This is a genomic window from Cryobacterium sp. M91 (assembly GCF_002929615.1).
Classification (GTDB): domain Bacteria; phylum Actinomycetota; class Actinomycetes; order Actinomycetales; family Microbacteriaceae; genus Cryobacterium; species Cryobacterium levicorallinum.
The window spans coordinates 1-25,929 of sequence record NZ_PJJT01000063.1 but is presented as its reverse complement, the minus strand read 5'-3'; the positions used below and the strand labels follow the sequence as shown (position 1 = coordinate 25,929).

At 65.1% G+C, this 25,929-nt stretch carries 16 protein-coding genes; 10 read left to right on the top strand and 6 right to left on the bottom strand.

From position 1 onward, the window contains the following. A partial coding sequence (locus tag CXY80_RS19940; protein WP_104131438.1) for a hypothetical protein occupies nt 1-475 on the bottom strand: 475 nt, incomplete at its 3' end. A 660-nt stretch (nt 476-1,135) separates the two neighbouring features. Continuing rightward, a complete protein-coding gene (locus CXY80_RS02175; RefSeq protein WP_092450727.1) occupies nt 1,136-2,230 on the bottom strand; it encodes a YbdK family carboxylate-amine ligase in 1,095 nt (364 codons plus the stop codon). 175 nt (nt 2,231-2,405) lie between these two features. Here CXY80_RS02175 and CXY80_RS02170 point away from each other — a divergent pair, with 175 nt between their 5' ends. Further along, nucleotides 2,406-4,679, top strand: coding sequence for a transglycosylase domain-containing protein (locus CXY80_RS02170; RefSeq protein ID WP_104131437.1), 2,274 nt, complete (start codon nt 2,406-2,408; stop codon nt 4,677-4,679). Nucleotides 4,680-4,694: 15 nt separating this feature from the next. Here the strand turns inward: CXY80_RS02170 and CXY80_RS02165 are convergent, their stop codons facing one another. Then, nucleotides 4,695-8,132 (bottom strand): DNA polymerase III subunit alpha, encoded by a 3,438-nt coding sequence (locus CXY80_RS02165; protein WP_104131436.1) that lies wholly within the window; start codon nt 8,130-8,132, stop codon nt 4,695-4,697. Next, on the bottom strand, nt 8,129-8,401 hold the full coding sequence (locus CXY80_RS02160; protein ID WP_092450722.1) for a hypothetical protein: 273 nt from the start codon (nt 8,399-8,401) through the stop codon (nt 8,129-8,131). The genes CXY80_RS02165 and CXY80_RS02160 overlap by 4 nt, the downstream gene beginning before the upstream one ends. Nucleotides 8,402-8,635: 234 nt before the next feature. On the opposite strand from CXY80_RS02160, the gene CXY80_RS02155 reads away from it, so the two are divergent. The 6 genes from CXY80_RS02155 (at nt 8,636) to fdhD (ending at nt 16,943) form a co-directional block, all read left to right on the top strand. Further along, nucleotides 8,636-9,778 carry a sugar diacid recognition domain-containing protein gene (locus CXY80_RS02155; RefSeq protein WP_158251529.1) on the top strand — a complete coding sequence of 381 codons (1,143 nt, stop codon included), beginning with the start codon at nt 8,636-8,638 and terminating at the stop codon, nt 9,776-9,778. Nucleotides 9,779-9,850: 72 nt separating this feature from the next. Continuing rightward, complete coding sequence (locus CXY80_RS02150; protein WP_104131434.1) at nt 9,851-11,023, top strand: glycerate kinase; 1,173 nt, start codon at nt 9,851-9,853, stop codon at nt 11,021-11,023. A 200-nt stretch (nt 11,024-11,223) separates the two neighbouring features. Further along, nucleotides 11,224-13,263 (top strand): PhoX family phosphatase, encoded by a 2,040-nt coding sequence (locus tag CXY80_RS02145; protein WP_233194814.1) that lies wholly within the window; start codon nt 11,224-11,226, stop codon nt 13,261-13,263. Between the two features lie 192 nt (nt 13,264-13,455). Continuing rightward, nucleotides 13,456-14,673, top strand: a complete 1,218-nt coding sequence (gene fdhA / locus CXY80_RS02140) for a formaldehyde dehydrogenase, glutathione-independent (RefSeq protein WP_104131432.1) — start codon at nt 13,456-13,458, stop codon at nt 14,671-14,673. Nucleotides 14,674-14,923: 250 nt separating this feature from the next. Then, complete coding sequence (moaA, locus tag CXY80_RS02135) at nt 14,924-16,042, top strand: GTP 3',8-cyclase MoaA (RefSeq protein ID WP_092450712.1); 1,119 nt, start codon at nt 14,924-14,926, stop codon at nt 16,040-16,042. Nucleotides 16,043-16,091: 49 nt separating this feature from the next. Further along, nucleotides 16,092-16,943, top strand: coding sequence for a formate dehydrogenase accessory sulfurtransferase FdhD (gene fdhD / locus CXY80_RS02130; RefSeq protein ID WP_092450710.1), 852 nt, complete (start codon nt 16,092-16,094; stop codon nt 16,941-16,943). Nucleotides 16,944-16,949: 6 nt separating this feature from the next. On the opposite strand, the gene CXY80_RS02125 is transcribed toward fdhD, so the two are convergent. After that, nucleotides 16,950-19,250, bottom strand: a complete 2,301-nt coding sequence (locus tag CXY80_RS02125; RefSeq protein WP_092450708.1) for an FdhF/YdeP family oxidoreductase — start codon at nt 19,248-19,250, stop codon at nt 16,950-16,952. Nucleotides 19,251-19,457: 207 nt separating this feature from the next. On the opposite strand from CXY80_RS02125, the gene CXY80_RS02120 reads away from it, so the two are divergent. The 3 genes from CXY80_RS02120 to CXY80_RS02110 all read left to right on the top strand — a co-directional run bounded on the left by CXY80_RS02120 (nt 19,458) and on the right by CXY80_RS02110 (nt 24,938). Next, nucleotides 19,458-20,852 (top strand): OFA family MFS transporter, encoded by a 1,395-nt coding sequence (locus CXY80_RS02120; RefSeq protein ID WP_104131431.1) that lies wholly within the window; start codon nt 19,458-19,460, stop codon nt 20,850-20,852. 397 nt (nt 20,853-21,249) lie between these two features. Continuing rightward, complete coding sequence (locus CXY80_RS02115) at nt 21,250-23,628, top strand: glycosyltransferase (protein ID WP_104131430.1); 2,379 nt, start codon at nt 21,250-21,252, stop codon at nt 23,626-23,628. Continuing rightward, complete coding sequence (locus tag CXY80_RS02110) at nt 23,625-24,938, top strand: glycosyltransferase (RefSeq protein ID WP_104131429.1); 1,314 nt, start codon at nt 23,625-23,627, stop codon at nt 24,936-24,938. The genes CXY80_RS02115 and CXY80_RS02110 overlap by 4 nt, the downstream gene beginning before the upstream one ends. Before the next feature lie 81 nt (nt 24,939-25,019). Here the strand turns inward: CXY80_RS02110 and CXY80_RS02105 are convergent, their stop codons facing one another. After that, nucleotides 25,020-25,730: an NTP transferase domain-containing protein gene (locus CXY80_RS02105; protein WP_104131439.1), complete on the bottom strand. Its 711-nt coding sequence runs from the start codon at nt 25,728-25,730 to the stop codon at nt 25,020-25,022. Nucleotides 25,731-25,929: the final 199 nt, after the last annotated feature.

The window sequence follows — 25,929 nt, the reverse complement described above, 5'->3', positions numbered from 1 at the left end:
CCATGCCTGTTGGGGCGATCGGCGCGGGGAAGTTCTGCAGGTCGGAGATGTGGATGATGGTCTCGGCGGAGCAGAGTGGGCACGCTGCCTGGGGTGCGGCGATGGTGGGTAGGAGCTGGGGGTGTCGTTCCACTATGTCGCTGAGGCCGCCGGTGTTGCAGGGAACCCATTGGCTGGGTTCCGTCGTTGATTTGTGGCTCACGCACATGGCCGGTCGCACCTGGCTGCCCGCCGAGCCGCCGCCGGACCCAGTGGCCTTCCCCGTGCCGTCCGAAGTCGCAGACCCTTTGGCGAATACATCGACGCCGTGGCCATTGTTGAGTCCGCCCGAGACCAGCTCGGGGGGACATTTCCCCGTTCTGATCTCCTCAGGCGTGCACCGCGAGGATCCCGCAAAGGCTGCCGTGCTCGGAATAGCGCTCAGCGTTAGGGCGGCGAGGGTGCCAACGATTAGCAGAAATTTGAACCGGACCATACTGTCGACTCCGAAATCAGTAGTTGTTGGGAATCTTTCTGCGGTGAGACAAACCGGACCACCATCGGCCAACGTAAGGGACCCTCGGAGACATCGATTGGTTGCCCGGAGGAATCGAGCAACTGACTATGGGTTATATCAAGACACAGGTAAGTTCGTATCTCCCAAGTCGCGTCCGGAAGAGCTGACGACATCTGAATTTTCATTGAATCAAAGGCCGTGGAGCCCGTCAGAGACCGTCCCTCAGCTTCCAGCGCTGTGCGTGATGACGTGACTCCATCGCGTTCTGGTCCAGTTGTAAACGACAGGTACTTGTTCCAGGAATCGGACCCAATTTCGCCAGCGGTATCGCCGGCCGATAGATACGCCGTATAGGCCGCCTCGGCGGCAGCGAGAGCTTCCTCGTCCGAGGCGAAGACCGGGGGTGTCGCGGTGGATTCGGCTGCCGCAGACGGCGTGGAGCTGTCGGTCGGGGCGGGAGTGGCCATGCATCCGCTCAGCAGACCGATGGAGACCAGCAGGACAGCGCTCGGCACGACGGCGTGCAGGGGACGGCGACGTAACGGGTTTCGCATGGGGTCACAGTAGACCGGATTGCTATAATCCCGTTTAAGTTCTCCACAGGCTGGTTTCAGGCCTCAAATAACGGTAGAGCTTTGGTCAGTCGTGCGCGGTCAGCGCGTGCTCGAGCAAAGCGGCGAGGGCCGACTGGCCTCCGGCGCGCATGGCGGCGCGCTGACGCTCCGCCCCGGTTCCCAGTCGCCGCGTGCGGGCCAGCAGAGTCTGGATGCGGTCGCGATTGCCGACCTCATCGATGGCGTCGCCGCAGTAGTGCAGCAGGGCATCCGTCACGGCGGTCGAACCCTCCAGGGTGCCAGACACGGGATTCAACAGGTTCGACTCCACGCCTTCGCGGGCAGCGTGCCAGAGCCCGGCATCGAGCAGTTCCGGCGCGATGTCGATGGGGGCGACATCCGTTTCGCTGTCGCGCAGGGCGGTCGTGACGAGCGCACGGGTCAGGGCGGCGAGCAGCAGGGTCGACGGCGCATCGAGCTGGGCGTCGCAGACGCGAATCTCCATGGTCGGATGTTCCAGGGGCAGCCGCGCATTCCACCAGATCGTGCGCAGGTCGTAGGTACCGCCGACGCCGACGAGCTGGCGAATCCGGCGGTCGTAATCGGCGGCATCCGTGAAGAGCGGCGGGCAGCCGATGGTGGACCAGCGGCGCATGTGCACGCTGCGCCAGCTCGAAAACCCGGTGTCCGCGCCGCGCCAGAACGGCGAATTCACCGCAAGCGCGAGCAGCGTGGGCAGCCAGACGCGCACCCGATTGAGTGCCTGTACACCGGCCTCGCGGTTCGGAATGCCGACGTGCACGTGCAGCCCGTTGATGAGGTGATCGGGCACGAGCCCCCGAAATTCGCTCTCGACCGTGTGGTACCGCTCGACATCGGTCACTTCCGGCCAGCCCTCGGTCTGGAACGGCGCTCCGACGCCGGCGGCCAGGACCCCACGGCTGAGGGCGGCCCGCGCCAGCCGCGACCGAAATGCCAGCAGATCAGCGGATGCCTCTTCGAAGCGTTCAAAGACCGGCGTCGACCGCTCGATCTGCGAGGCCAAAAACTCGTGGCTGACGAACCGGGAAATCGGAGCGCGGCCGAGAAGTTCCGCGTGCACCGCGTCGCCCACGTTTGCTGGCTGAAGCGTCGCCGGTTTGAGAAAGATGAATTCCTCTTCAATGCCGAACGTTCGCATGCATCACCTCCAGCACCTTTACCGGATAGTACCGGCAAACCGGAATCAAGCCGATACATTTTCGTAACGGACTGTCCCCCATCTGATCACCCGCATTTGACTAGCATGTCCTTGACTCGCGAACCAATGCGCAGGCGTTGGCTCTCGCACTGGATGGCATCAGCTGGGAGTAAACGTGGTGCAGGTCACTCAGGTTCCAAGCAATTCAGCTCTGTCCCGTCGGCGCACACTGCACGGCGCGCTCGGTGGCCTGTTCGGTTTCGTGGCCATGAGCGTCGCGGCCGGTGTGCTCGTCACCGCATCGGTGACCCCGGTGGTTGCGCTCTCGGGCCTGGCCGCGACGAACACGATCTCGGTGTTCGAGAACCTGCCCGAGTACGTGAATATCGAGCCGCTGTCCCAGAAGAGCGACATCCTGGCGACGCGCAGCGACGGAACCGTCGAACTCCTCGCCTCCTTCTATGACCAAAATCGCATCGAGGTGAGTTGGGATGCGATCAGCCAATTCGCCAAGGACGCTGCGGTGTCGGGGGAGGATCCCCGGTTCTATGAGCACGGCGGGGTCGACCTGCAGGGCACGTTGCGGGCCACAGCGACGACGGTGGCCGGCGGAGACACGCAGGGCGGGTCATCCATTACGCAGCAATACGTGAAGAACGTGCTGGTGCAGAAGTGTGAGCTTCTCACCGACCAGCGCGCGCACGACGCCTGCTACACCGCAGCGACCGAGACCACCCCCGACCGCAAACTCAAGGAGATGCGGCTGGCCATCGGGGTGGAGAAGAAGTACAGCAAGCACGACATTCTGCGCCAGTATTTCAACATCACCGGATTCGGCGGCACCGTTTATGGAATCGAGGCCGCCGCCAACTACTATTTCAACACGACGGCTGCCTTACTCACCCTGCCGCAGGCGGCCAGCCTGGTGGCAATCGTGAACAACCCGGTCAAGTTTCAGCTCGACCAGCCCGCGAGCGAGACCAACGGTGCTGCCAACGGGTATGCCGCGAACAAACAACGTCGCGACTACATCTTGCGTGAAATGCTGCGCTACAAGAAGCTCAGTCGGGCCGATTTCGACGCCGCGATCGCCGCGCCGGTCGAACCGATCATCACCGAACCAAGTACCGGCTGCCAGACCGCAGTGGGCAATGCCTTCTTCTGCGATTATGTGACCAAGATTCTTCAGACCGACCCCACCTTCGGCGCCGATGCGGCCGCGCGCATGCTCAACTTTCGTCGGGGCGGCTACGACGTCTACACGACCCTAGACCTCGACGTGCAGAACGCGGCCGTGACCACCATGAACCAACAGGTTCCTAAGGTCTATGCCGGTGGCGATGTCGGCGCGATCATCACGAGCGTGCAGGTCGGCACCGGCCGGGTGCTCGCCATGACGCAGAACAAGGACTACAGCCAGGACCCGGCCGTGCAGGCGACCGGGGCCAACTACACCGGCATCAACTACGCCACCGACTATGCCGAGGGCGGCTCGAGTGGGTTCCAACCCGGATCGACCTACAAGGTGTTCACCCTGGCCGAGTGGCTCAAGGAAGGCCACTCCCTCAACGAACGGGTCGATTCCCGGCGCAAATCCAACTGGGGCACCTTCCAGGACAGCTGCTTCGGCCCGCAGAATTACGACAAGGAGAAACCACCCTGGAACCCGCGCAATGATGCCAACGAATCCGGCGCCAACTACAGTGCGCTGCAGGCCACCGTCGGCTCGATCAACACCGGCTTCATCGGAATGGCCAAGCGGCTCGACCTCTGCGGTATTCGCCAGACGGCTGAGGCATTCGGGGTGCACCGAGCCGACGGCAACCCGTTGTCGCAGTCCGCGGCATCCGTTATCGGAACCAACGAAATCGCACCCCTCACGATGGCCATCGCCTTCGCCGGCATCGCGAACAAGGGGGTGACCTGCTCGCCGATCGCCATCGACCGCATCGTCGGACCCGATGGAGTGGAGGTTCCGGTTCCGCCGTCGGTGTGCTCCCAATCGGTCGATGCCACGGTCGCCGCCGGCATGGCCTATGCCATGCGCCGGGTGATGCTCGGCGGCACCGGGCAGCAATCGAACTACAACACGAATCCGAATGTGCCCATGATCGGTAAGACCGGGACAACGGATGGCGCGAAAGACACCTGGATGAGCGGCGCGAGTACCAAGGTGGCGACCGTGGTCGCGGTGGTCAGCCTCACTGGGACGCTCAGTCAGCGGCGGCAATTCTTCGGCCGGGACCAGATCGCCACGGCACGCCACCGCATGTGGCCGGTCGTTATGTCGGCAGCGAACGCCAAGTACGGCGGTGACGCCTTCGAAGAACTGGCTCCCAAGTACATTCCACCGCCGAAGGTTGTGGCGCCACCGGTCGCCGCGCCGCCCCTTGATCCTGCACCGCCGGTCGCGCCACCGCCCGGGGATCCTGCCCCGCCTGGCCAATAACGCCGCCAGGAGACGTTACGCGCTCTGCGCGGCCTTGAGGTGGTGCAGGGTGCCGCCGCCGCGGCTACCGCCTGAATGTACGCCGTGCCCAGCCTGCGCGGCCAGTTCGGCGGCATACGCGGCCGCACTCGCCGCTTCCTCGGCGGCGGCGCGCTCAACGGCGTGCCGCTCCTTCACCTGCCTGGCCACGTCGAACAGATTCCAGATGTTCTCCCCGGTCACCGACACTCCGTGGGCGCCGGAGCGCCGGGTTCGACCGCGTACGAGCATGTAATTGGTCTGGAACACCTGCCCGCCGACCCGTTCCTGCGCGTCGTGAAAAAACACGACGTTGGCGACCGGTCCGGTGCCGTCGTCGAGGCTGATGAACACCACTCGGCGGCCGCCGCGCATCGGCGGCGTGTTGGTGGCCCGCCGCACTCCGGCGAGCAGCACCTCGGTGCCGCCGGGCAGGTTGCCGAGTTCGCTCGCCGGGGTCACCCCCAACTCGCGAAACAGCTCGTGAAAGCGTTTCATCTGGTGCGACCCGACGGCCAGATTCAGATCGAGCAGTTCCAGATCGGTTTGGGTGCGGCCGCGCAGCTCCAGCGAGGTGATGGCGCCCGCACGGTCACCGGAATAGCGCGGCACCGGCAGCTCCACCTCGAACGCGAGTTGGTCGGCGCGAATGACCACGGCGGTGCCGCGCAGTGACTGAATGTGCGCGAGCAGCTCGTGTCGCCGGGTGCGATCGTAGCCGATGAACGTGTCGAGGGCGCCCACCCGGGCGAGCGCCTCGAAGGTGCGCCGCCGGGGATGCACCCGGTCGCGAAAGTCCTGCAGCGATCCGAACGGCTGATGCTGCGCAATGCGTGCCCGCTCCGCCTCCGTGCTGCCGACGAGTTCGGGCAGCGCCAAACGGATGCCCTGGCTCCCGTCGGCGAGATCTTCTACCCGGTAGTCCAGCGCGCTCGACTGCACGTCGAGGGGGAGTACCGGCACCCCGAGCACCCTGGCCTCGGCGACGATGAGGTCCTTGGGCCACATGCCGGGGTCGTGGGTGAGCAGCCCGGCGAGAAAAGCCGCCGGGTGGTGGGTTTTCAGCCAGGCGGACTGGTAGGTGGGCAGGGCGAACGCGGCCCCGTGGGCCTTGGCGAAGCCGAAGCTGCCGAACCCCGCCAATACCGTCCAGATCTGGTCGATGACCTTCGTACTGAACCCGCGGGCGAGCGCTTTTTCGCGCAGGTACTCCTCAATTTGCGGTAGCTGCTCGGGCTTGCCCAGGTGCCGGCGAAAGACATCCGCTTTGCCGAGGCCGCAGCCGGTGAGTTCGTCGAACAGTCGCATGACCTGTTCGTGAAAGATCACGACGCCGTTCGTTTCGCGCAGAATCGGTTCGAAGCGGGGGTGGATGTAGTCGGGTATGACCTCGCCGTGCCGGGCCTGCAGATATTTGAGCGGCATGTTGTTCTTCATCGGGCCGGGGCGAAACAGCGAAATCTCCACGGTGAGGTCGTTGAACACCTCGGGTTGCAGCTTGCCGACGAGTTCCATCTGGCCGGGGGACTCGATCTGAAAGATGCCCAGGGTGCGGGTGGAGCGAATGAGCTCGAAGGTTTTCGCATCGTCGAGCGGCACCCGGTCGAGGTCGATGCTTTCGCCGGTGAGTCGGTGGTGCTCTTCGACGGCGTGCGCCATTGCCGACTGCATGCGCACGCCGAGAATGTCGAGTTTGATCAGGCCCATCGGGTCCATGTCGTGCTTGTCGTACTGCGACATGGGCAGGCCCATGCCGCTCGCCTGCACCGGGGTGCGGTCGAGCAGGCTCGCGTCGGAGAGGATCACGCCGCAGGGGTGCACCGAAATGTGCCGGGGGAGTCGGTCGAGTTTCGCGGTGAGGTCGACCAGCAGATCGAGTTGTTGCGATTCGCGCACCTCGGTGGCGAGGGCCTCGAGCTCGGGCTTCTCTTCGAGGGCGCGGCGAAAGTCGCGGGCGTTGAACCGCCACATCTGCTTGGCGATCACGTTGATCTGCGCGTCGGGCAGGCCGAGGGCGAGGCCGGCGTCGCGCACGGCGCCGCGGCCGCGGTAGGCGTTGGTCATCGACATGAGCGAGACCCGGTCGCTGCCGAAAGCGCGAAAGACCTCGCGGTAGATGTCGTGTCGCCGGGCCGACTCGACGTCGATGTCGATGTCGGGCAGCGTTTGGCGTTCGGGGGAGAGAAACCGCTCCCAGAGCAGCCCGTTTTCGATCGGTTCGACCGAGGAGGTGCGCAGCGCATAGTTGAGCACAGAGCCGACCCCGGAGCCGCGCACCTGAATGCGGATGCCCATGCCGCGAATAATGTCGGCCACCCGGGACACGGTAAGAAAGTAGCTGGCAAAGCCTAAGTGCTCGACCGTTTTCATCTCGTGGGCGAGTTGGGCGTGGGCGGCCTCGACCGCGCGCGAGCCGCTCGCCGAGTACAGGTCGGCGATGCCGCTGCGAGCCCGACGCCAGAGTTCGGTGACCGGGTCGCCGGTGACGCCGATGATGCGCGCCTCCGGCATGCGCGGGCGCCCGAGGCCGATGTCGAGGGCTGGATCGAGGCTGCAGCGGTCAGCGAGCTGTTCGGTATCGCGCAGCAGCCGTTCGAGGGCGCCCGTGTCATGCAGGCCGGCGTCAACAACCATACGGGCCACCTGGCGCATTGCTCCGGCCGGTTTGAGCCAGGCCTGGCCGTTGGTCTGCGGGGTTTCGAGTTCGGCGAGCGGCAGCAGATAGCGCGCGGCGTCGGCGAGGTCGGCGGTGACCGCTTCTTCGGGGGTGCCGTACCGCACGGCATTGCTGAGCACCGCCGGTAGCCCGGCGTTCTCGGCGAGGGCAAGCATGCGGGTGGCCGGGGTCACGCTGCCGACCGTGCCGCTTTCGGCGAGGTGACAGACGACCTCGAGCACGACGGCCTGGGCGGGCAGGGCACGCTGCCAGTGGGCGAGCCGCGCCGCGGCATCCGTATTGTCACGCCGTGCGATCGCGAGACCGACGTCGGAGTCTGGGCCGAGTAGCACGGTGAGCGAAGCGAGGCCGGCCAGGTCGGCCAGCCGGGCGCGCGAGATGCTCGGCCCGGCGCTGCCGGTTGTGATCGCAGAGCGGTGACCGGCATCGGCGGCGTGAGCGGCACTGACCGCGCGGCAGAGTGCGGCGTACCCGCGACCGTTGGTGTCGCCGTGGGCGAGCACGACCACCCGGCCGAGCGAGCGGTACTCGTCGTCGTGCACGGCGAGTTCGGCGCCGAGCCCGGGGCGGATGCCCGCGGCAACGCAGGCGCGCACGTGTTTGACGGCGCCGTAGAGCCCGTCACGGTCGGTGACGGCGAGAAACGTTGCCCCCTGTGCGGCCGCCTGCTCGGCCAGAACTTCGGGAAGTGTCACCCCATAGTGGGTCGAGTAGGCGCTCGCGACGTGCAGGTGTGGGAAGTTCAGTGCGCTGTTCATCCCCAGTCCAATGCTAAAGTCCAGGATCCGTCCGTGCCGCGGCGCAGGTCGTATCGGTGCTGCTCTTCGCCGCCACGGCTGGCGTCGAGCCGCCACAGCTCGGTGTCGATGCGGGTGGGTGTTCCCTCGTTCTCCCACCAGCGGGTGCGCTTGAACACCGCCTGTGGTTGCCCGATGACGGTGTGCTCGAATCGATTCCAAATGAACGCGCGCGGGTCGCCATCGGCGGACAGCTCAACGTCAACCGGTGTATCAATGATCTGGGGCAAGGTGGCCTCCCTGTTCGGGTGCTGGTATTCGGGTGCATACGCACCGGCTGGTCACAAAAAAGCTGATGAGCCAGCCAGCGCTATAAAAGTGCTGTATTAAATTCGAACAAATATTGGAAAAAACCGATTCTTATAGAATGCATCTTCTATATGAAAAGTGTAGGTCAACCCACCGACACGCGCCACAAGAGATTGCGCGAGACCCATCCGCCGACCTCGATCTACGATGGTCAGGTGACTGACATCGTTCCGAGCGACGCCGTGCTGCCTGATACTGTGCAGATCAACCGGGCGCTCGCGCAGCGCCTGGTCGAGCAGGTCGCGCCGAGCCTCGTGCACAACGTCAACATCATGGATGCCGCAGGGCTGATCATCGGGTCGATGGACGCGTCACGTATCGGCACCCTGCACGACGGGGCGCGAAACGCCGCCGGACGCGGCGAGACGGTGCAGATTGCTCCCGGTGATGAGCACCAGGGCACCCGGCCGGGAGTGAATATTCCACTGATCCTCGATGGACGCGTCGCCGCGGTGGTCGGGGTCACCGGAACCCCCGCCGAAGTGTTGCCGGTGGCGCAGGTGCTCGTGCTCACTGTTCAGATGCTAATCATGCAGGAACGGCTGCGGGACAACGCGTCGTGGCGGGAATCGGCGACCCGGGACATCCTCTCGAGCCTGTCGTTGCGCAAGCTCACTGAAGGGCGCCTGATCGCGGCACTGCAGGGTATTGATGCTCCATTGCAGCCGCCGTGGAATCTGACCGGCATTCTGCATCTTGGAACCAGTCGTTCGGTGTTGTTGCTGCGTCAGCTGCGCGATGTATCCGGAGTCGTGGCCGCCGATATTCACGGTGCTGTCTGGGTGTTGAGCGGATCGTCGACCGCTCTCGGTCTCGCGCTGCTCCAGCAACGGTTGCAACAGCCCAGCTCCAAGTCCTTGCGATTTCTGACCGGGCGGGTTGGCGCGACGATGATGCAACTCACCGATGATGCCGAGCGCCTGAGCGCGCTGCTCGCCCGGCCCGGTCTCATCGGCACCGCAGTCGGAGAGCTGCGCTCCGAAATTCCGCTCGATTCCCTCGGCCTCGAACTGGCCATCGCCGTCTTGCCAGACGAACTGCTGGGCGACGTGGCCGGGTCGGTGCTCGACCCGCTCGGCGAGGTTCTGCGCGAAACAGCGCGCGTGTTTCTGCGCGAAGAATTGTCGATCGCGCACACCGCGGCAGCGCTCGGCGTGCACCGCAATACCGTGGTGCAGCGACTCGATCGCATCGAATTGCTCACCGGTCTGAATATTCGTCGGTTCAGTTGTGCCGTTTCGATGCGAGTCGCGCTGGCGGCAGATTCGGCCCAATATGTGCACAATGCACAGGTTTAACGACGTAAGTTGCCGGTAAATGTGGGTTCGTTCCACCTGAATATGTGCGTAATTCTGTTCTAGCCTGAATTAATGAATGGTCGCACGGCGCTGAAGCCGCTCACACTGGTCATCGCACCCGATTCGTTCAAGGGGAGTCTGAGTGCGGCCGATGCGGCAGATGCCATGGCGGCCGGGACACGGGGCGCTTGCCTCGCCCTCGGCCTGCCGGAGGCCCGGATCACGCTGTGCCCGATGGCCGATGGCGGCGAGGGAACGCTCGATGCCATCGCAGCGGTCTGGGGAGTCACGCCCCGCACCATGCTGACCGTCGATGCGCTCGGTCGCAGCCGCCGGGCTCGGTACGCGACCTCGGCCGACGGCCGCATCGGTCTGATCGAGGCGGCCGAGTCCAATGGCCTGCCGCTGGTAGCGGATGCCGTGCCCAAGCCCCAGCGCGCCGACACCTTCGGGGTCGGTTTGCTCGCCCGCGAACTGCTCGATCAAAACGTTGCAGAGATTCTGGTTTGCGTCGGCGGCTCGGCCAGCACCGACGGTGGAACAGGTCTGTTGGCTGGCCTAGGCGCGCGGTTTCTTGACGCTGCCGGCACCCCCGTCGCTCCCGGCGGCGCCGGGCTGGCCCGGATTGCCTTGATCGACCTGAGCGAGCTGCACCCACGCGCCCGCACCGTGCGCTGGCGCCTCGCCGTCGACGTGAACAATCCACTCTGTGGCCCCACCGGTGCCGCTGCCGTTTTCGGTCCGCAAAAAGGTGCACAGCCCCTCGATATCGCTGAGCTCGACGCCGGCCTGGCCCACCTCGCCGCGATCGTACTCGATATGACCGGCGAGGACATGACCGACCGGCCCGGAGCGGGGGCGGCCGGCGGCATGCCGACCACTCTCGTTCCACTGCTTCGGGCCGAGTTGGTTCCCGGCTCCACCCTGGTAGCGGATGCCGTCGGCCTGCCCCATAAAATGGCCAACGCCGACCTCGTACTCACCGGTGAAGGCAGCTTCGACTCCCAGTCCCTCGGCGGCAAGGTGGCCGTGGCTGTCGCTCGTCTCGCACCGGCAGGATGCCCGGTCGTCGTCATCGCCGGGCGGGTGGCGCTGTCTGCGGCCGACACCGCGGCATCCGGTGTTGCTGCCGCGTTCTCGATCGCCGGTGGGCCGGCAACGCTCGACGACCTGCAGCAGAATGCGGCCGCACGGGTACGCGAAACCACGGCACACGCCGTCGCACTCTTCCTGCACTCTCGCTAGCGGCCCCGAGCGTTCATGGTCCGTTCATCAACGGGCCACAAGGCTGTCGTGAATCGGAGAGGGGACAGCGAGAGAGTGGTTCTATCCCCAGTTCGGGGACCAAAACGACCACGAGGAGCGCCCGCATGCTGAGCAACGAATCCACCGGCCCCCGCCGGCACGCCCCAGCTCGTGACCGGCCATTGCTTCCGCTCCTTCCCATGCAGGGGCACACCCTCGGCAAACGCAGCGCCGTCACCTGCCACCTCAAGTGCGCGGATGCCTGCTTTCACCCGGTACCCAATGAGAGCTCGAACGACTACTTTCGCGACATCGTGGGGGCCGCGATGAGCCGTCGTTCCCTGCTCGTGGGGGCTGGCGTCGGCGCCGCCGCCATCCTGCTCGGTTCCGGCGAACCCGCTCCCGCCATGGCCGTGCCGGGCGGCCCGGCCGGCGCTGCTGGCCGCGGCCTCGCGTTCGCCCCCATCGCTCCAGTTCCGGCTGCCGTTGACTCTTTCGTGGTTCCGACGGGCTATTCCTGGAACCCGATCATCCGCTGGGGCGACCCGCTCTTCGCCGCCACCGATCGTTTCGACCCCGAACACCAGAGCGCCGCATTGCAGGCCCGCCAGTTCGGCTACAACAATGACTACCTCGACATCATCGAGAGCAATGGACCAAAGGGACGCTCCGGCATCCTCGTCACCAACCATGAGTACACCAACGAGGGCATCATGTTTTCGCCAGCGCTCACTGCGGTCGAAGCGGATGAGCAGCGTCGCGTGGCCATGATGGCCCACGGCATGTCCGTGGTCGCCCTCGAACGGAAGCGCGCCGGCCAACCCTGGACCTACCGCGTGGGTGACCCCCTCAACCGCCGCATCACCGCGAGCACACCGTTCACCGTCACCGGCCCGGCCGCCGGAAGCGCCCTGCTGAAGACCTCGGCGGACCCGACGGGCCGAACCGTGCTCGGCACCCTCGGCAACTGCGCCGGCGGCACCACACCCTGGGGCACGGTGCTGTCCGGTGAAGAAAACTTCAACGGATACTTCCGTACGAACGGCACCAGCACAGCTGATGCCCGCTACGGCCTGGCAAATCGCCCCACCGGTCGGCTCTGGGAGCAGATCGACGACCGTTTCGACGCGACCGTCGCCGGCAACGAGAACGAGCCCAACCGATTCGGTTGGATCGTGGAGATCGATCCGGAGGCACCGAACGAGCCCCCGGTCAAGCACACTGCGCTCGGCCGGTTCAAGCACGAGGGGGCCAATGTCATCGTCGGAAAGACCGGCCACGTCGCCGCCTACATGGGCGACGACGAGCGCTTCGACTATCTCTACAAGTTTGTCTCCTTCGATCGCTTCGACAAGAAGAAGGGCCCGAAGGCACGCACCCACAACAAGTCCCTGCTCACCCGGGGATCCCTCTACGTGGCTCGCTTCACTGGAAACTCGCCAGAGCGCGAGATCACCGGCACCGGCCAGCTACCCGCCGACGGCCTCTTCGACGGCACCGGTCAGTGGGTGGCGCTCGTCATCGACGGCGTCTGCCAGGTTCCTGGCTTCAGCACCGACGATGCCCTCGTGAACACCCGTCTGGTAGCGGATGCCGTCGGCGCCACCAAAATGGACCGTTGCGAAGACGTCGAGCCGAGCCCGGTGACCGGCAAGATCTATGTCGCCTGCACCAACAACACCGATCGCGGCGCGCTCGGTCAGGAAGGCGCCACCGAGCCCAACCCCCGGGTGGCCAACCGCGACGGCCACATCGTAGAGATCACCGAAAACGGTTCTGACGCGACCTCGGTGACCTTTGACTGGAACCTGCTGCTGGTTTGCGGAGACCCCGCGACGAACACGAGCACCTACTTCGCCGGTTTTCCAAGCGAGAAGGTGTCGCCCATCTCCTGCCCCGACAACGTGGCTTTCGACGTCCAGGGCAACCTGTGGATCTCCACCGACGGCGCGCCGAACACAATCGGATACTGCGACGGACTGTTCAAAGTGCCGCTCACCGGCCCCGAGCGTGGCCGGGTGCAGCAGTTCCTCTCAGTGCCGCGCGAGGCCGAAACCTGCGGTCCGGTCATCCGCTCTGAGCAATCGATGGTCTACGTCGCCGTGCAGCACCCGGGGGAAAGAGGCAGCTGGGCGGCCCAGTCGAGCCGATTCCCCGACTATGTTCCGCTCGGCGCACCCGTGCCGGCCGGTGCCTGGACCGGTCCACGGCCATCCGTTGTGCAGGTCTGGAAGGTCTGAGACGCTCACCGGTCTGGTCGTGCCGTAGTCCTGAAAGGGGGGCGCGAACTGGCAATTTGCTGATTGTAATTTCAGTTGAGCGGTGATGGAGTGGAGGAGCTGCCGTCACACGCAGCGTTCAGGAACATCCAGTGCCGATCGGGTCGTGCCCAACACATCATCCTGATCAGCGTAAAACCAGGAAGGTAGTTCATGACGGGGAACAGAGCAGTCGCCTACAAGAGCCCGGGTGTCGTCGAGGTAATCGACATTGATTACCCGAGTTTCGAGCTGAAAGACGGGCCGGGCGTCAACCCGGAAAACGTGGGACGCAAGGTGCCCCACGGAGTCATTCTCAAGACCGTGACCACCAATATCTGCGGCTCCGACCAGCACATGGTGCGCGGCCGCACGACCGCACCGGCGAACCTGGTGCTGGGTCACGAAATCACCGGCGAAGTGGTCGAAGCAGGCCCCGACGTCGAATTCATCAAGGTGGGCGACATCGTGTCCGTGCCGTTCAACATCAGCTGCGGTCGCTGTCGCAACTGCAAGGAACGCAAGACCGGCATCTGCCTCAACGTCAACCCGGACCGTCCTGGTAGTGCATATGGTTACGTCGACATGGGCGGTTGGGTGGGAGGCCAGGCCGAGTACGTGCTGGTTCCCTATGCCGACTGGAACCTGCTGAAGTTTCCCGACCGGGACCAGGCGCTCGAAAAGATCATGGACCTCACCATGCTGTCCGACATCTTCCCGACCGGATTCCACGGGGCCTACACTGCCGGTGCCGGCGTCGGAACGACCGTGTACGTGGCCGGAGCCGGACCGGTGGGCCTCGCGGCCGCCGTCTCGGCGCAGCTGCTCGGTGCGGCCGTCGTCATTGTCGGTGATATGAACGCGGATCGTCTCGCGCAGGCCAGAAGCTTCGGCTGCGAGACCATCGACCTCAGTAAAGGCGAGCCGGGGGAGCAGATTGAACAGATCCTCGGCGTGCCAGAGGTCGACGCCGGTGTTGACGCCGTGGGCTTCGAGGCGCGTGGTCACGGTAAGGACGCCGACCACGAGGCTCCGGCCACCGTGCTCAACTCGCTCATGACGGTCACCGCCGCCGGCGGTGCCCTCGGCATTCCCGGCCTCTACGTCACGGGCGACCCGGGCGCCAAGGAAAAGGCCGCTCAGGTGGGCTCACTGTCGATTCGGCTGGGCCTCGGCTGGACCAAGTCGCTGTCGTTCACCACCGGCCAGTGCCCGGTGATGAAGTACAACCGCCAGCTGATGATGGCGATCCTGCACGACAAGGTACAGATTGCCAAGGCTGTCAACGCCCAGGCCATCAGCCTCGAAGATGCCCCGCGTGGCTACGCCGAATTCGACGCCGGCGCGGCGACGAAATACGTGCTGAACCCCAACGGCTACGTCAAGGGCTAACAGCAGATAGGTGAATGGCCCGCCCGGGAATTCTCCCGGGCGGGCCATTCCTGTATCGGCGTCATCAGCATCCGCGCACCGCGTGGCTTATTCAGGAAATCCGACCCGAATCTGCGCGAATAGCGTCGGATCCGTTCAGAAATTGAGAAAATTCCTGAATTAGCCACGGAATCAGGCCGCGAGCCGCGGCATCAGCTTAGAACCGGTGTTCTCGGTATCCCCGGGCGGAGCGCGGGGTTAGGGTGGAAACATGACCGGCGCCGACCTTGCACAACCAGCTCCGCGCTTCTATCGAGAGCGCTCGGACATTCCGGTGGACCTGGAAACGCCCACCGGCACCGTGACCGACCGGCTGAACCGGCCGTTGCACGACCTGCGCCTCAGCGTCACCGACCGCTGCAACTTTCGCTGCGTCTACTGCATGCCGAAGGAGATCTTCGGCCGGGACTTCGCGTTCATGGAACACGACGAACTGCTCAGCTTCGAGGAACTCACCCGGCTCGCGCGCGTGGCCGTCGCCCATGGCGTTGAGAAGATTCGGCTGACCGGCGGTGAACCACTGCTGCGTAGGGGGCTTGAAGACCTCATCGCCCTGCTGGCCGAGCTGCGCACCCCCGACGGCCGTGAGATCGACATTGCCCTGACCACGAACGGGTCGGCGCTGGCCGTGAAGGCGCAGGCGCTCAAGGATGCCGGCCTGAAGCGCGTCACGGTGTCGCTCGACTCGCTTGACGACACCACGTTTCGCACCATGAACGACGTGAAGTTTCCGGTCGCGAAGGTGCTGCACGGCATCGACGTGGCCGAAGCCGTCGGCCTCGGCCCGATCAAGGTCAACATGGTCGTGCAGCGCGGCAAGAACGACCAGGACATCGTCGCCATGGCCCGGCATTTCAAGGACACCCCCTACATTTTGCGGTTCATCGAGTTTATGGACGTCGGTTCGAGCAACGGCTGGGAGATGGGCGCCGTCGTTCCGTCGAAGGACGTGATCGCGCGCATCCACGCCGAGCTGCCGCTTGAAGAGATCGCCCCGAACTACAGCGGCGAGACCTCCCGCCGCTGGCGCTACCAGGACGGCGGCGGCGAGATCGGCGTCATCTCGAGCGTCACCCAGAACTTCTGCCAGACCTGCTCGCGCGCCCGCGTGTCGACCGATGGCAAGCTGTTCACCTGCCTGTTCGCCACCGAGGGCCACGACCTGCGGGCGCTCATGCGCGGCGGATGCTCCGACGCAGAACTCTCCACCGTTATGGCGCACCTCTGGCGGGAGCGCACCGACCGCTATTCGCAGCTGCGGAGCGCGAAGACCAGTGAGCTGCGGGCGTCTGGTGCCAAGAAAATCGAAATGTCCTACATCGGCGGCTAATCGGCATGGCTGGAGTGCGGTACCGGCACCAGCGTGGGAGACTTTAAGAATGAACAGAATTACCGCGCGACGCAAAATTACCCGAATCACCGTCGGTGCCCAGCCTCTGGCTGGCGAGGACCTGCTTGCGGTCGAAGAACCGCTGGAAATTCGAGTGAACGGCCGCCGCCTTGCCGTCACGATGCGTACCCCGGGTAACGACATCGACCTTGCGGCGGGGTTTCTGGTCTCGGAGGGCGTCATCACGCAGGGCGACGATTTTAATTCGGCCCGCTACTGCGCTGGGGCGATCGACGGGGTCAACACCTATAACGTGCTGGACGTCACCCTCGGTGCCGGCGTCGCGCCACCGGAACGGAGCTTGGAGCGCTCCCTCATCACCAACAGCTCGTGTGGCCTGTGCGGCAAGGAGAGCATCGATGCCGTGCGCACCAAATCAGTCTTTGAGATAGCGGATGACGCGGTGCGAGTGACTGCCGAATTGCTCACGACTTTTCCCGACAAGCTGCGCGCGGGGCAGAACGTGTTCGAGAAGACCGGCGGCATTCACGCGGCCGGCCTGTTCGATGCCGCTTCCGGCGAAATGCTCGTGCTGCGCGAAGACGTCGGCCGGCACAACGCCGTCGACAAGGTCATCGGCTGGGCGGTCAAGGAGAACAGGCTGCCGCTGACCGGCACGGTGCTCATGGTATCGAGCAGGGCGAGTTTCGAACTCACCCAGAAGGCCCTGATGGCGGGCATTCCCGTGCTCGCGGCGGTCTCGGCGCCCTCGTCACTCGCCGCGGAGTTCGCCGTCGAGGTTGGCATGACCCTGGTCGGCTTTCTCCGCGGTAACTCCATGGTCGTCTATGCCGGCGGCGACCGGATCATCGACGCACACAGTGACGAGCAGGCTGCCTGACTCAGGCTAGGCAGCGGCGCCGGCCGGAACGAAGCGCACGGTCATGGCCTTGTAACCGGGGGTGTTCGATTCGCGGGCCACGAGCTCGCGGTGCATGAGTGCGTTCGCCTCCGGAAAGTACGCAGCCGCGCAACCGCGCGGTGTCGGATAGACCACGAGGCGGAACGTGTTGGCTCGACGCTCGACGCCCTGGTACGTGCTGATCACGTCGACCATATCGCGGTCGGCGAAGCCCAGCTCGGTGACATCGTCTTCGTGGATGAGGATGACGCGACGACCGTTCTTGATGCCGCGGTAGCGGTCGTCAAGACCGTAGAACGTGGTGTTGTACTGGTCATGGCTGCGGATGGTCTGCAGAATCAAGTGACCCTCTGGCGCCGACAGGTACTCGATCGGGCTCACCGTGAACCGGGCCAGACCAATATCGGTGGCAAAGCTGCGCGTATCGCGCGGCGGGTTGGGCAGCACGAACCCATTCTTGGTCTTGAGTCGAACGTTGAAGTCGACGAAGCCGGGTACGACGCGGGAGATGTGGTCACGAACGACGTCGTAGTCTTCCGCCATTGCCTTCCAATCGACGGGGTGGTCTTCTCCGAGCGTGGCGTTGGCCATGCGGGCAATGATCACCGGTTCGGCGAGGAGGTGCTCAGACACCGGCTCGAGGCGTCCCTGAGTGGTGCGAACGACTGACATCGAGTCTTCCACTGAGAGCACCTGGCGGCCCGACGGATGCTTGTCATCGGTATCCGTTCGGCCGAGCGTCGGCAGGATGAGCGAGGTCAAACCGTGCATAACGTGCGAGCGATTGGGTTTGGTCGACACATGCACGGTGAGACCGACGCGCTGCATGGCTTTCTCCAGCAGGTCGGTATCGGAGCAAGCCAGGGCGAAGTTGCCGCCCATGGAGACGAATACGTCGACGCGGTCGTGCACGAAGGCATCCACCGTGTCGACGGAGTCGAGGCCATGCTCCCGCGGGGATACGATGCCGAACTCGGCGTCGAGGGCGGCGAGCATGGGCTCCTTCGGCTTTTCCCACACACCCATGGTGCGGTCGCCCTGCACGTTGGAGTGGCCGCGTACCGGGCAGGCGCCTGCGCCGGGCTTGCCGAAGTTGCCCTGCAGGAGCAACAGGTTGATGATCTCCTTGAGGGTGTTCACCGAGTGCGGCTGCTGGGTCAGTCCGAGCGCCCAGCAGATGATGGTGGCCTTGCTCGCGATGAGCAGTTGCGCCACCGTCTCGATCGCGGCACGGTCCAGGCCGGTGGCTTTTTTCGTTTCGGCCCAGTCGATCACCGATCGGGCGGCTCGATAGGCGTCGATTCCGTCGGTGTTCGCGGCGACGAACTCGTGGTCGATGACCGACCCCGGTACGCGGGCCTCCTCTTCGAGCAACAGATGACCGAGCGCCTGGAACAGGGCCAGGTCACCGCCGACCTTGATCTGCAGAAACTCATCAGCCAGGTTGGTGCCCTTGCCGACGACGCCCTTCGGAGTCTGCGGGTCCATGAAGTTGAACAGTCCCGCTTCGGGCAGAGGGTTGACGGCCACAATCTTGCCGCCGTTGTCCTTGCATTCGGCCAAGGCGGACAGCATGCGCGGGTGGTTGGTGCCCGGGTTCTGGCCGACCACCATAATGAGTTCGGCCTGGTGGATGTCTTCGAGCGAGACCGTACCCTTGCCGATGCCGATCGTGGGGTTCAGTGCTGAGCCGGAGGACTCGTGGCACATATTGGAGCAGTCGGGCAGGTTATTGGTGCCGATCGATCTGGCGAACAGCTGGTACATGAACGCCGACTCGTTGGCGGTGCGGCCAGACGTGTAGAAGACGGTGCGGTCGGGCACCGTGGCGCGAATCTGCTCACCGATGAGCTCAAAAGCATCATCCCAGGAGATCTGCGAGTAGTGCGTGTCGCCCGGGCGAATGACGACGGGGTGCGTAATGCGGCCCTGGTTTCCGAGCCAATACTCGGTCTTGGTGGCGAGCTCGGCGATGGAATGCTCTGCCCAGAACTCGGGCGTCACCGTGCGTAGCGTGCTCTCTTCAGCGACGGCCTTCGCGCCGTTTTCGCAGAATTCTGCGGTCTTGCGATGTCCCTGGGATTCCGGCCACGCGCATCCGGGACAGTCGGTGCCGTCGCGCTGGTTGAGGCGCAGCAGCGACCGTGCGGTGCGAACGAGACCAGCCTGGGCAATACCCCGATCGAGCGCCACCGCTACGGCTTGGATGCCAGCAGCGTGGGTCTTGGGCGCGGTGACGACAAGATTATTTTCGTTGATGTCGTCGATAGGTGCTGAACGTGTCATATATATATACTGCCTTGCCGCCAAGGGGAATTCCCCCGAATTACCAAATGGGCGAGATTTTGGAACGAAATGTGCTCGATGAATCCTCTAGGATTGCCTCCGCAGACTGTTAAGTCAATCCGTTTGCGGAGTACGTCCACGGCCATCGTGGACAGCCGAAACGCACAGCAGAGTCGCTATCGCCATACCGGCAGCAAGGATATCTCCATGAGCTGGCTCGACCGAGACCGCACCATCGCCCCACCCGGATTCAACCGCTGGCTGATTCCGCCGGCCGCACTCGCCGTGCACCTCTGCATTGGCCAGGCCTACGCCACGAGTGTTTACAAGACCGCGCTTGTGGCGCACTTCGACGCCAGCCTGGTGCAGATCGGGGTGATCTTCTCAATCGCCATCGTGATGCTCGGCCTGTCGGCGGCCATCATGGGCACCTGGGTCGACACCAACGGGCCGCGCAAGGCCATGTTCGTCGCGGCTCTGTTCTGGTCGGGCGGATTCCTCATCGGTTCGCTCGGAATCTTTACGAACCAGCTGTGGCTGGTCTACGTCGGCTACGGCTTCATCGGCGGTATCGGCCTCGGCATCGGCTACATATCGCCCGTCTCGACGCTCATTAAGTGGTTTCCGGACCGCCCGGGCCTCGCCACCGGCATGGCCATCATGGGCTTCGGCGGCGGCGCCCTCATCGCCAGCCCAGTGTCGACGGCGCTCCTCGGCTTCTATGACCCCAACTCCGGGGCAGCGAACTGGGTGGCGAGCGGCGACTCCGTGGGCAAGCTTTTTCTCACCCTCGCCGTGATCTATCTCGCGTACATGATGTTCGGAGCTTTCACGATCAAGGTTCCGGCTGCTGATTGGGTGCCGGCCGGTTTCGATCCGTCGAAGGTGCGGGTCAAGGCCCTCGTTACGAGCAACCACGTTTCAGCCAGGAACGCCATTCGCACGCGTCAGTTCTGGCTGCTCTGGGTCGTCCTGTTCTGCAACGTCACGGCCGGTATCGGCATTCTCGAGCAGGCCGCACCGATGATCCAGGACTTCTTCCGGCAGAGCGACGGCAACTCGCTGGTCTCGGCGGCCGTTGCCGGAGGCTTTGTGGGCCTGTTGTCGCTCGCTAATATGGGCGGACGATTCGCCTGGTCGGCCACGTCGGACAAGACCGGACGCAAGAACATCTACATGGTGTACCTCGGCGTTGGCATGGTGTTGTATGTGCTGCTGGCGCTCTTCGGATCGAGTACGACGGCGCTCTACGTTGTACTGGCCTTCATTATCATTTCTTTTTACGGTGGCGGTTTCGCTACCGCTCCGGCCTACCTGCGGGATTTGTTCGGAACCTTTCAGGTGGGGGCAATCCATGGTCGCCTGCTGACGGCCTGGTCGGCGGCCGGCATTGCCGGTCCGCTCATTGTCAACTCGTTCCTCGATGCTCAGGGCGCTCCGGGTGAGTTGACGGCTGGGGCCTATCAGCCGGCTCTGCTCACCATGGTTGGGCTGCTCGTTGTTGGCTTTGTGGCGAACCTTTTCGTGCGACCGGTTCACACCGACTTTCACGAACCCGAAAAGCCGCTCGTCGGTGCAACAGCTTGGAAGGCGCACGCATGAAGGTTCTAAAAGTCATTGTGGCTTGGGCGCTGGTAGGGATCCCGCTGGCCTTTGGCATTTCTCAGACACTCGCGAAGGTGACGGCCCTGTTCGGCTAAACCCGACATTTGCAGATATAAACAGATAGAGCCATGCCCCATTCACTGGGGCATGGTTCTTTTTTTGTCTTGAGTGCTCGGCACCGATCAGGGCAGTCTGTCAGCCCTGGCGCCCTCATTCATGCAATGATGGCGAATGGGGAATTAGCTAGCTAGGCTAGCTATACCTGTTTCGTTCGCTTTCGTGTTCGGGATCCTCGACCTCTCGCACCCAAAGTTCCGAAATTCACCCATGTTCGCTCGTGGCAACCCCGAATCGCCACGATTGATTCGACGAGTTTAACGAAAAGGAGCAGTCAATGGCTACCCACACCGCACTCGACGAACAACGATCCGCCGCAACGCTGCTCGAGGGAATTCGACGCGCCGACGACCTCACCGTGGCAGCCAGCCGCGATGGGGGCGCCCGGGCTGTGCGCCTGCTGGCCCAAGCCTCGACCGATCCGAGCGACCAGCTCACCGCCATCGCCGCAGTGCACGCCCTCGCCCAGGTCTTCGACGACTCCGCTGACGAGGTGCTTGTTGCCTTGCTGCACCACGATTCGGCTTTTCTGCGTGAGCACTCCGCCTGGGCCTTCGGCAGCCGCCTGCCGCGCTATGACGCCATCGCAGACCTCGTCACGCTCGTTCGGCAGGGCGGCTTTACCGGCATGCTCGCCCAGCGCACTCTGGAACAGTGGGGATCTTCGGCCGCCGATCAGGTGGCCCTGTTCCTCGAAGGTTCCCTGCTCGGCATGACCGAAACGGATGCCCGCACCCGCCTCATCGAGACCATCGGCCTCATGCCCGGCCGCATTCCCGAGCGGTTGCTGCGGCGGGTGGCCACCGACCGTACCGAGAGCCTGCCCGCTCGCGCCGCCGCCATCGCCGGCCTCGGGGACCGATCCCCGAGCGAAGCTGTGCTCGAATTACTGAGCGTCCTCTCTCAGGACGACAATGCGAGCGAACTCGCGGCCGTTGCTCGGCTGGCCCTGTTCGACTTGACGGCGACGACCGCACCACGCCCGAAGTGGAACCAGGGCGCCACAATCGCCCAACTCTTTCTGCACGCCGACATCGACGGGGAGCTCTCCCAGGTCGGTGCTGGCGACAACGGCGGCATCGCGACCCTGCTGGTGCGGCTCGGTGACGCCCTCGTCGCCGAGCCGGCCGGCCGAGGCAGCGGAACGGAGAGCGCCGCGGCATCCGCTTTGCGTGCGCCGTTTGTCGGAAGCCGTCTCGGGACGGGCCGCGAAGATCGGGTCGATCGGGTTATCACCATGTCCCGCGGCAGCCACGAGTCAGCGCTTGATGGACTGGCCGACGTCGGAGCGACCCGGCGCGGGCACTCCTTCGCGGCGGTTCCGTTCGTCGGTGGTCCGGTGCCGTCGATCGACTCCTGGCCTCGGCGGGTCGCAGCGCAACGCGGCATTCGGCGTATCCTGCGCTCGGCCGGAGTCGTCGACGCGATTCACCTCCGCATGGCCGATGTCGGCAGCCTCGCCGCCGCGACCGTGGCCCGCGACCTGGACATTCCGGTCGTCTTCACCGTGGCCCCCGACCCGCACGGCGTGATCGACTCGCTCGAATCGAGTGGCGCGCTCACCCGAACGAACTTCGGCGAGGTTGATGCGGTGGAACACTTCTGGTTTCGTGCCCGCCTGGTGCAGCGACTCGCCGCGGATGCCGCGCACACCGTGCTTTTTCCGCGCCCGCACCTGCAGCAGGACATTGAGCGCCTGATCGGAATCGACATTGACGCACACCCGGAACGACACTCGGTCATTCCAGAGGGCATCGACCTCGCGGTGATCGACCGTGCCCGAACGGATGCCCTGGCATCGCTTAGCCAGTCCGGCGGGAGCGGTTTGGTCGCCAGCGACGACGACCTCAGCCACGACCAGGACCCGATTGATCACTTCGACCACGACCTTGACCGCATCGACCGCACGAATATGGACGATGCTCGCGCTGCGTCCGCCGCGCTTGCCTTCGACCAGCTCGACGCGCTGCTGGGCACCCTTCCGCCGTCCCGGCACGGACTGCCGCTGCTGATCAGCGTCGGCCGGCTGCACCGCGTCAAGGGCATGGCGGCCCTGGTCGAAGCTTGGACCGGGGACCCGACCCTGCAAGAGCGCTGCAACCTGCTGATTGTGGGCGGTGATTTGGAGCATCCGTCCTTTGACGAGGGCATTGAGCTGGCGCGCATGTCCCGGTCCCTGTCTGGGGCGAATCGTGACGACGCTGCGGCCCACGGCCTGCTTCTGGCCGGGCATCGCGCCAACGACACGGTCGCCCGCTGGCTGGCCGCGATCCGCTACGGCCGGCCCGGGCTCGCTGCGCCGTTCGGTGTGTATGTCTGCGCGAGCATGAAGGAGGAGTTCGGCATCGCGCTGCTCGAGGCGATGGCGACCGGCCTCACGGTCGTCGCGCCGAACGGCGGCGGACCGGCCACCTACGTCGAGAATGGCGTGACCGGTTTTCTGGTCGACACCGGCGACGCGCAGGCTCTCGGTTCCGGCATCCGCGATGCCCTCGCCGTGGCGGCCGGAGTGCACGGCGGCGAGTACGCCGACCTGGCCCGGCGCATGGTGGCCGACAACTTCACGATCGAAGCCATGGCGAGCACACTCGGTTCGGTCTACCGGGACGTCGCCGTGGCGACCGAGCCGGTCGCCTGGGAGCTGAGCGTCTCATGACCCTGCTCATCATCAGCCCCGACTACGCCTCGCACCTGTACCCGCTCGCGACGCTCGGCACCGCCTGGGCGCAAGCCGGCGAACGCGTCGTGGTGGCGAGCGGACCGGCAACGGCCGACATTGTGGCCGCGTTCGGGTTCCAACGGGAGAACCTGCAGCTGGGCCGCGGTTCCAACCCCGGCACCATCCGGGTCGAGCAGCAGCCCGCCGGCGAAGATGACGCCCTGCGCGGGTTTTTCGACGCCACCCGCCGCGGAATGGTCGATACCCTGCTCTTTCAGGCTGAGGCCCGCAGCAGCGACCTGCTCTATAACCCGGTCGCGATCGCCCGCGAGGTGCAGCGCATCGTCGAACGGGTGCAGCCCGACCAGGTGATCGTCGACCACCTCGCCTTCAGCGCCCGGCTCGGGCTGCTCAGTGCGGGCGTGCCGCACGCCGATGTGGTGCTCGGGCATCCGTCTGCCTTGCCCGTCGGCCCGGAGATCTACGGTTACCCGCCGGCCTGGCCCGCCGTGTTCTCGCCCGACGTTGGCGAGTTGGCGCTGCTTGAGCTGCAGTGTGCGGCCGTTCGCGACTCGTTCACCGCTCAGTGGAACGAAGCGCTTTTTGAACTCGATCCGTCCGCGGCACCGACCCTCGATGCCTTTCAAGAGTGCGGGGATCTGCTGCTGCTCAATTATCCGGGCGAACTGCACTCGTCGGCGCGCACGGACCAGCTTCCACCCCACCGGTTTCTCGGTTCGGCGGTGCGATCCGAGGCCGTCGACCCCGAGGTCGAAGCCTGGCTGGCGGCTGATTCTCGGCCCGTCGTCTACGTGAGCTTCGGAAGTTTTCTCTCGGTGCGCGGTGATGTGCTCGCCCGCGTCGCCGAGGCCCTGAGCGGGCTGCCGGTGCGGGTGGCCATGGCTGTCGGAGCGACCGACCGCGAAACGCTCGGCCCCATTCCTGATTCCTGGCTGGTGCGCGGGTTTCTGCCGCAGGTACGCCTGCTGCAGGAGGCCGTGCTCGCGGTGACGCACGGGGGCAACAATTCGGTGACCGAGGCGATGACGGCAGGCGTGCCGCTCGTTGTGCTGCCGTTCTCCACCGACCAGTTCGCCGGCGCAGCCGCCCTCGACGCGGCGGGCTTCGGCACATCGCTGCCGCCCAATACCGCAACCGTTCTCGCGTTGCGCGACGCCTGTGAGCGGATGCTGCACCTCGCCGGCGAAACGCGCGCCCGTCTCGACACCCTCGCGGTGTCGCTGACCGTGCAGCCGGGCGCGGCGCGTGCCTACGCGGCGCTGACTCGGGTGGTGGCACGGGGGTAGTTCAGGCGCAGTTTCGTTGAGCCACGAGGGTTCGGGACCTCACCATTTGTTCCGGGCCCGGGCCCGGAATGTGGGCCCAAGTTAGATCATGGGCCCATGTTCCGAAGGTGGGCCCGGTGGTTCCCTGGGCCGGTCGACGTCGGCCCCGGTGCCGAGGTCGCCACACTCGACCGCTTCGACGTCGTGCGCGCGCAGATAGGGTCGCGCGCCGGAATCGCCGGAGAGAGTCTCGAGGAGGGACACCCAATGCGACCGGCCGATCACCACGGGATGCCCCGGCTGGCCGGAAAAACGGGCCTGACGCAGTGTGCCGGCCGACGCGGCGGCGGAGCCGGGCGCATCCGGCGTCTCGTTGGTCCTGCCGATCAGGCGAGCCACCGTCGCCGCGTTCAGGTCGGGTACGTCAACGGGAACGACCGCGATAGCCGTGAGCTCGGGGTGGTCGAGGGCGCAGCGCAGGCCGGCGCGCAGGGAGGCAGAGAGTCCTTCGGCCCAATCATCGGCCTGCACGACCAAAACGGATGCTGTTGGCCGGTTCGTGCTGCGGGCTCGCGCACCGTCCCTTGAGGCCAAGGGATCCGTTTTGAGCAGCGCCGCGGCCTCGGCACCGCGGGCGCCGAGCACGACGATGACCGGGGAACACCCGGCGGCCGCGAGCACGTCGACGGCGTTCTGCAGCCAGGATCGGCCAGAGGCATCGTGCACGAGCGCCTTGGGCATGCCATAGCGGGAGCCAGCACCAGCGGCGAGCACGAGTCCGGCGACGTGGTTGGGTGCTGGCGGCTTGTGCATGTCTGCCATCGTAGGGTTCACGAGCCGCGGCGTGGCGCCATGTTCAACTACATGGCTCCGCCGAGCCGTGAGTTTCGGGCGCCGAGACGTGAGGTTTGGGCCTGTTTTGTGCGGCAAAGTCAAGTGGTCAGGGCAACGCGGGGGTTTTTGCTTCGAGAAGTAGCTGGTTGAGGCGGTAGGCGGGGGTTTCGAGGTTGAG

Coding starts and splice junctions, on each gene's coding strand:
- CXY80_RS02175 (WP_092450727.1), bottom strand. CDS start 2,230: ATGCGAACGTTCGGCATTGAAGAGGAATTCATCTTTCTCAAACCGGCG.
- CXY80_RS02165 (WP_104131436.1), bottom strand. CDS start 8,132: ATGAACAGCGCACTGAACTTCCCACACCTGCACGTCGCGAGCGCCTAC.
- CXY80_RS02150 (WP_104131434.1), top strand. CDS start 9,851: ATGAATGGTCGCACGGCGCTGAAGCCGCTCACACTGGTCATCGCACCC.
- CXY80_RS02145 (WP_233194814.1), top strand. CDS start 11,224: ATGCAGGGGCACACCCTCGGCAAACGCAGCGCCGTCACCTGCCACCTC.
- fdhA (WP_104131432.1), top strand. CDS start 13,456: ATGACGGGGAACAGAGCAGTCGCCTACAAGAGCCCGGGTGTCGTCGAG.
- moaA (WP_092450712.1), top strand. CDS start 14,924: ATGACCGGCGCCGACCTTGCACAACCAGCTCCGCGCTTCTATCGAGAG.
- fdhD (WP_092450710.1), top strand. CDS start 16,092: ATGAACAGAATTACCGCGCGACGCAAAATTACCCGAATCACCGTCGGT.
- CXY80_RS02125 (WP_092450708.1), bottom strand. CDS start 19,250: ATGACACGTTCAGCACCTATCGACGACATCAACGAAAATAATCTTGTC.
- CXY80_RS02120 (WP_104131431.1), top strand. CDS start 19,458: ATGAGCTGGCTCGACCGAGACCGCACCATCGCCCCACCCGGATTCAAC.
- CXY80_RS02115 (WP_104131430.1), top strand. CDS start 21,250: ATGGCTACCCACACCGCACTCGACGAACAACGATCCGCCGCAACGCTG.
- CXY80_RS02110 (WP_104131429.1), top strand. CDS start 23,625: ATGACCCTGCTCATCATCAGCCCCGACTACGCCTCGCACCTGTACCCG.
- CXY80_RS02105 (WP_104131439.1), bottom strand. CDS start 25,730: ATGCACAAGCCGCCAGCACCCAACCACGTCGCCGGACTCGTGCTCGCC.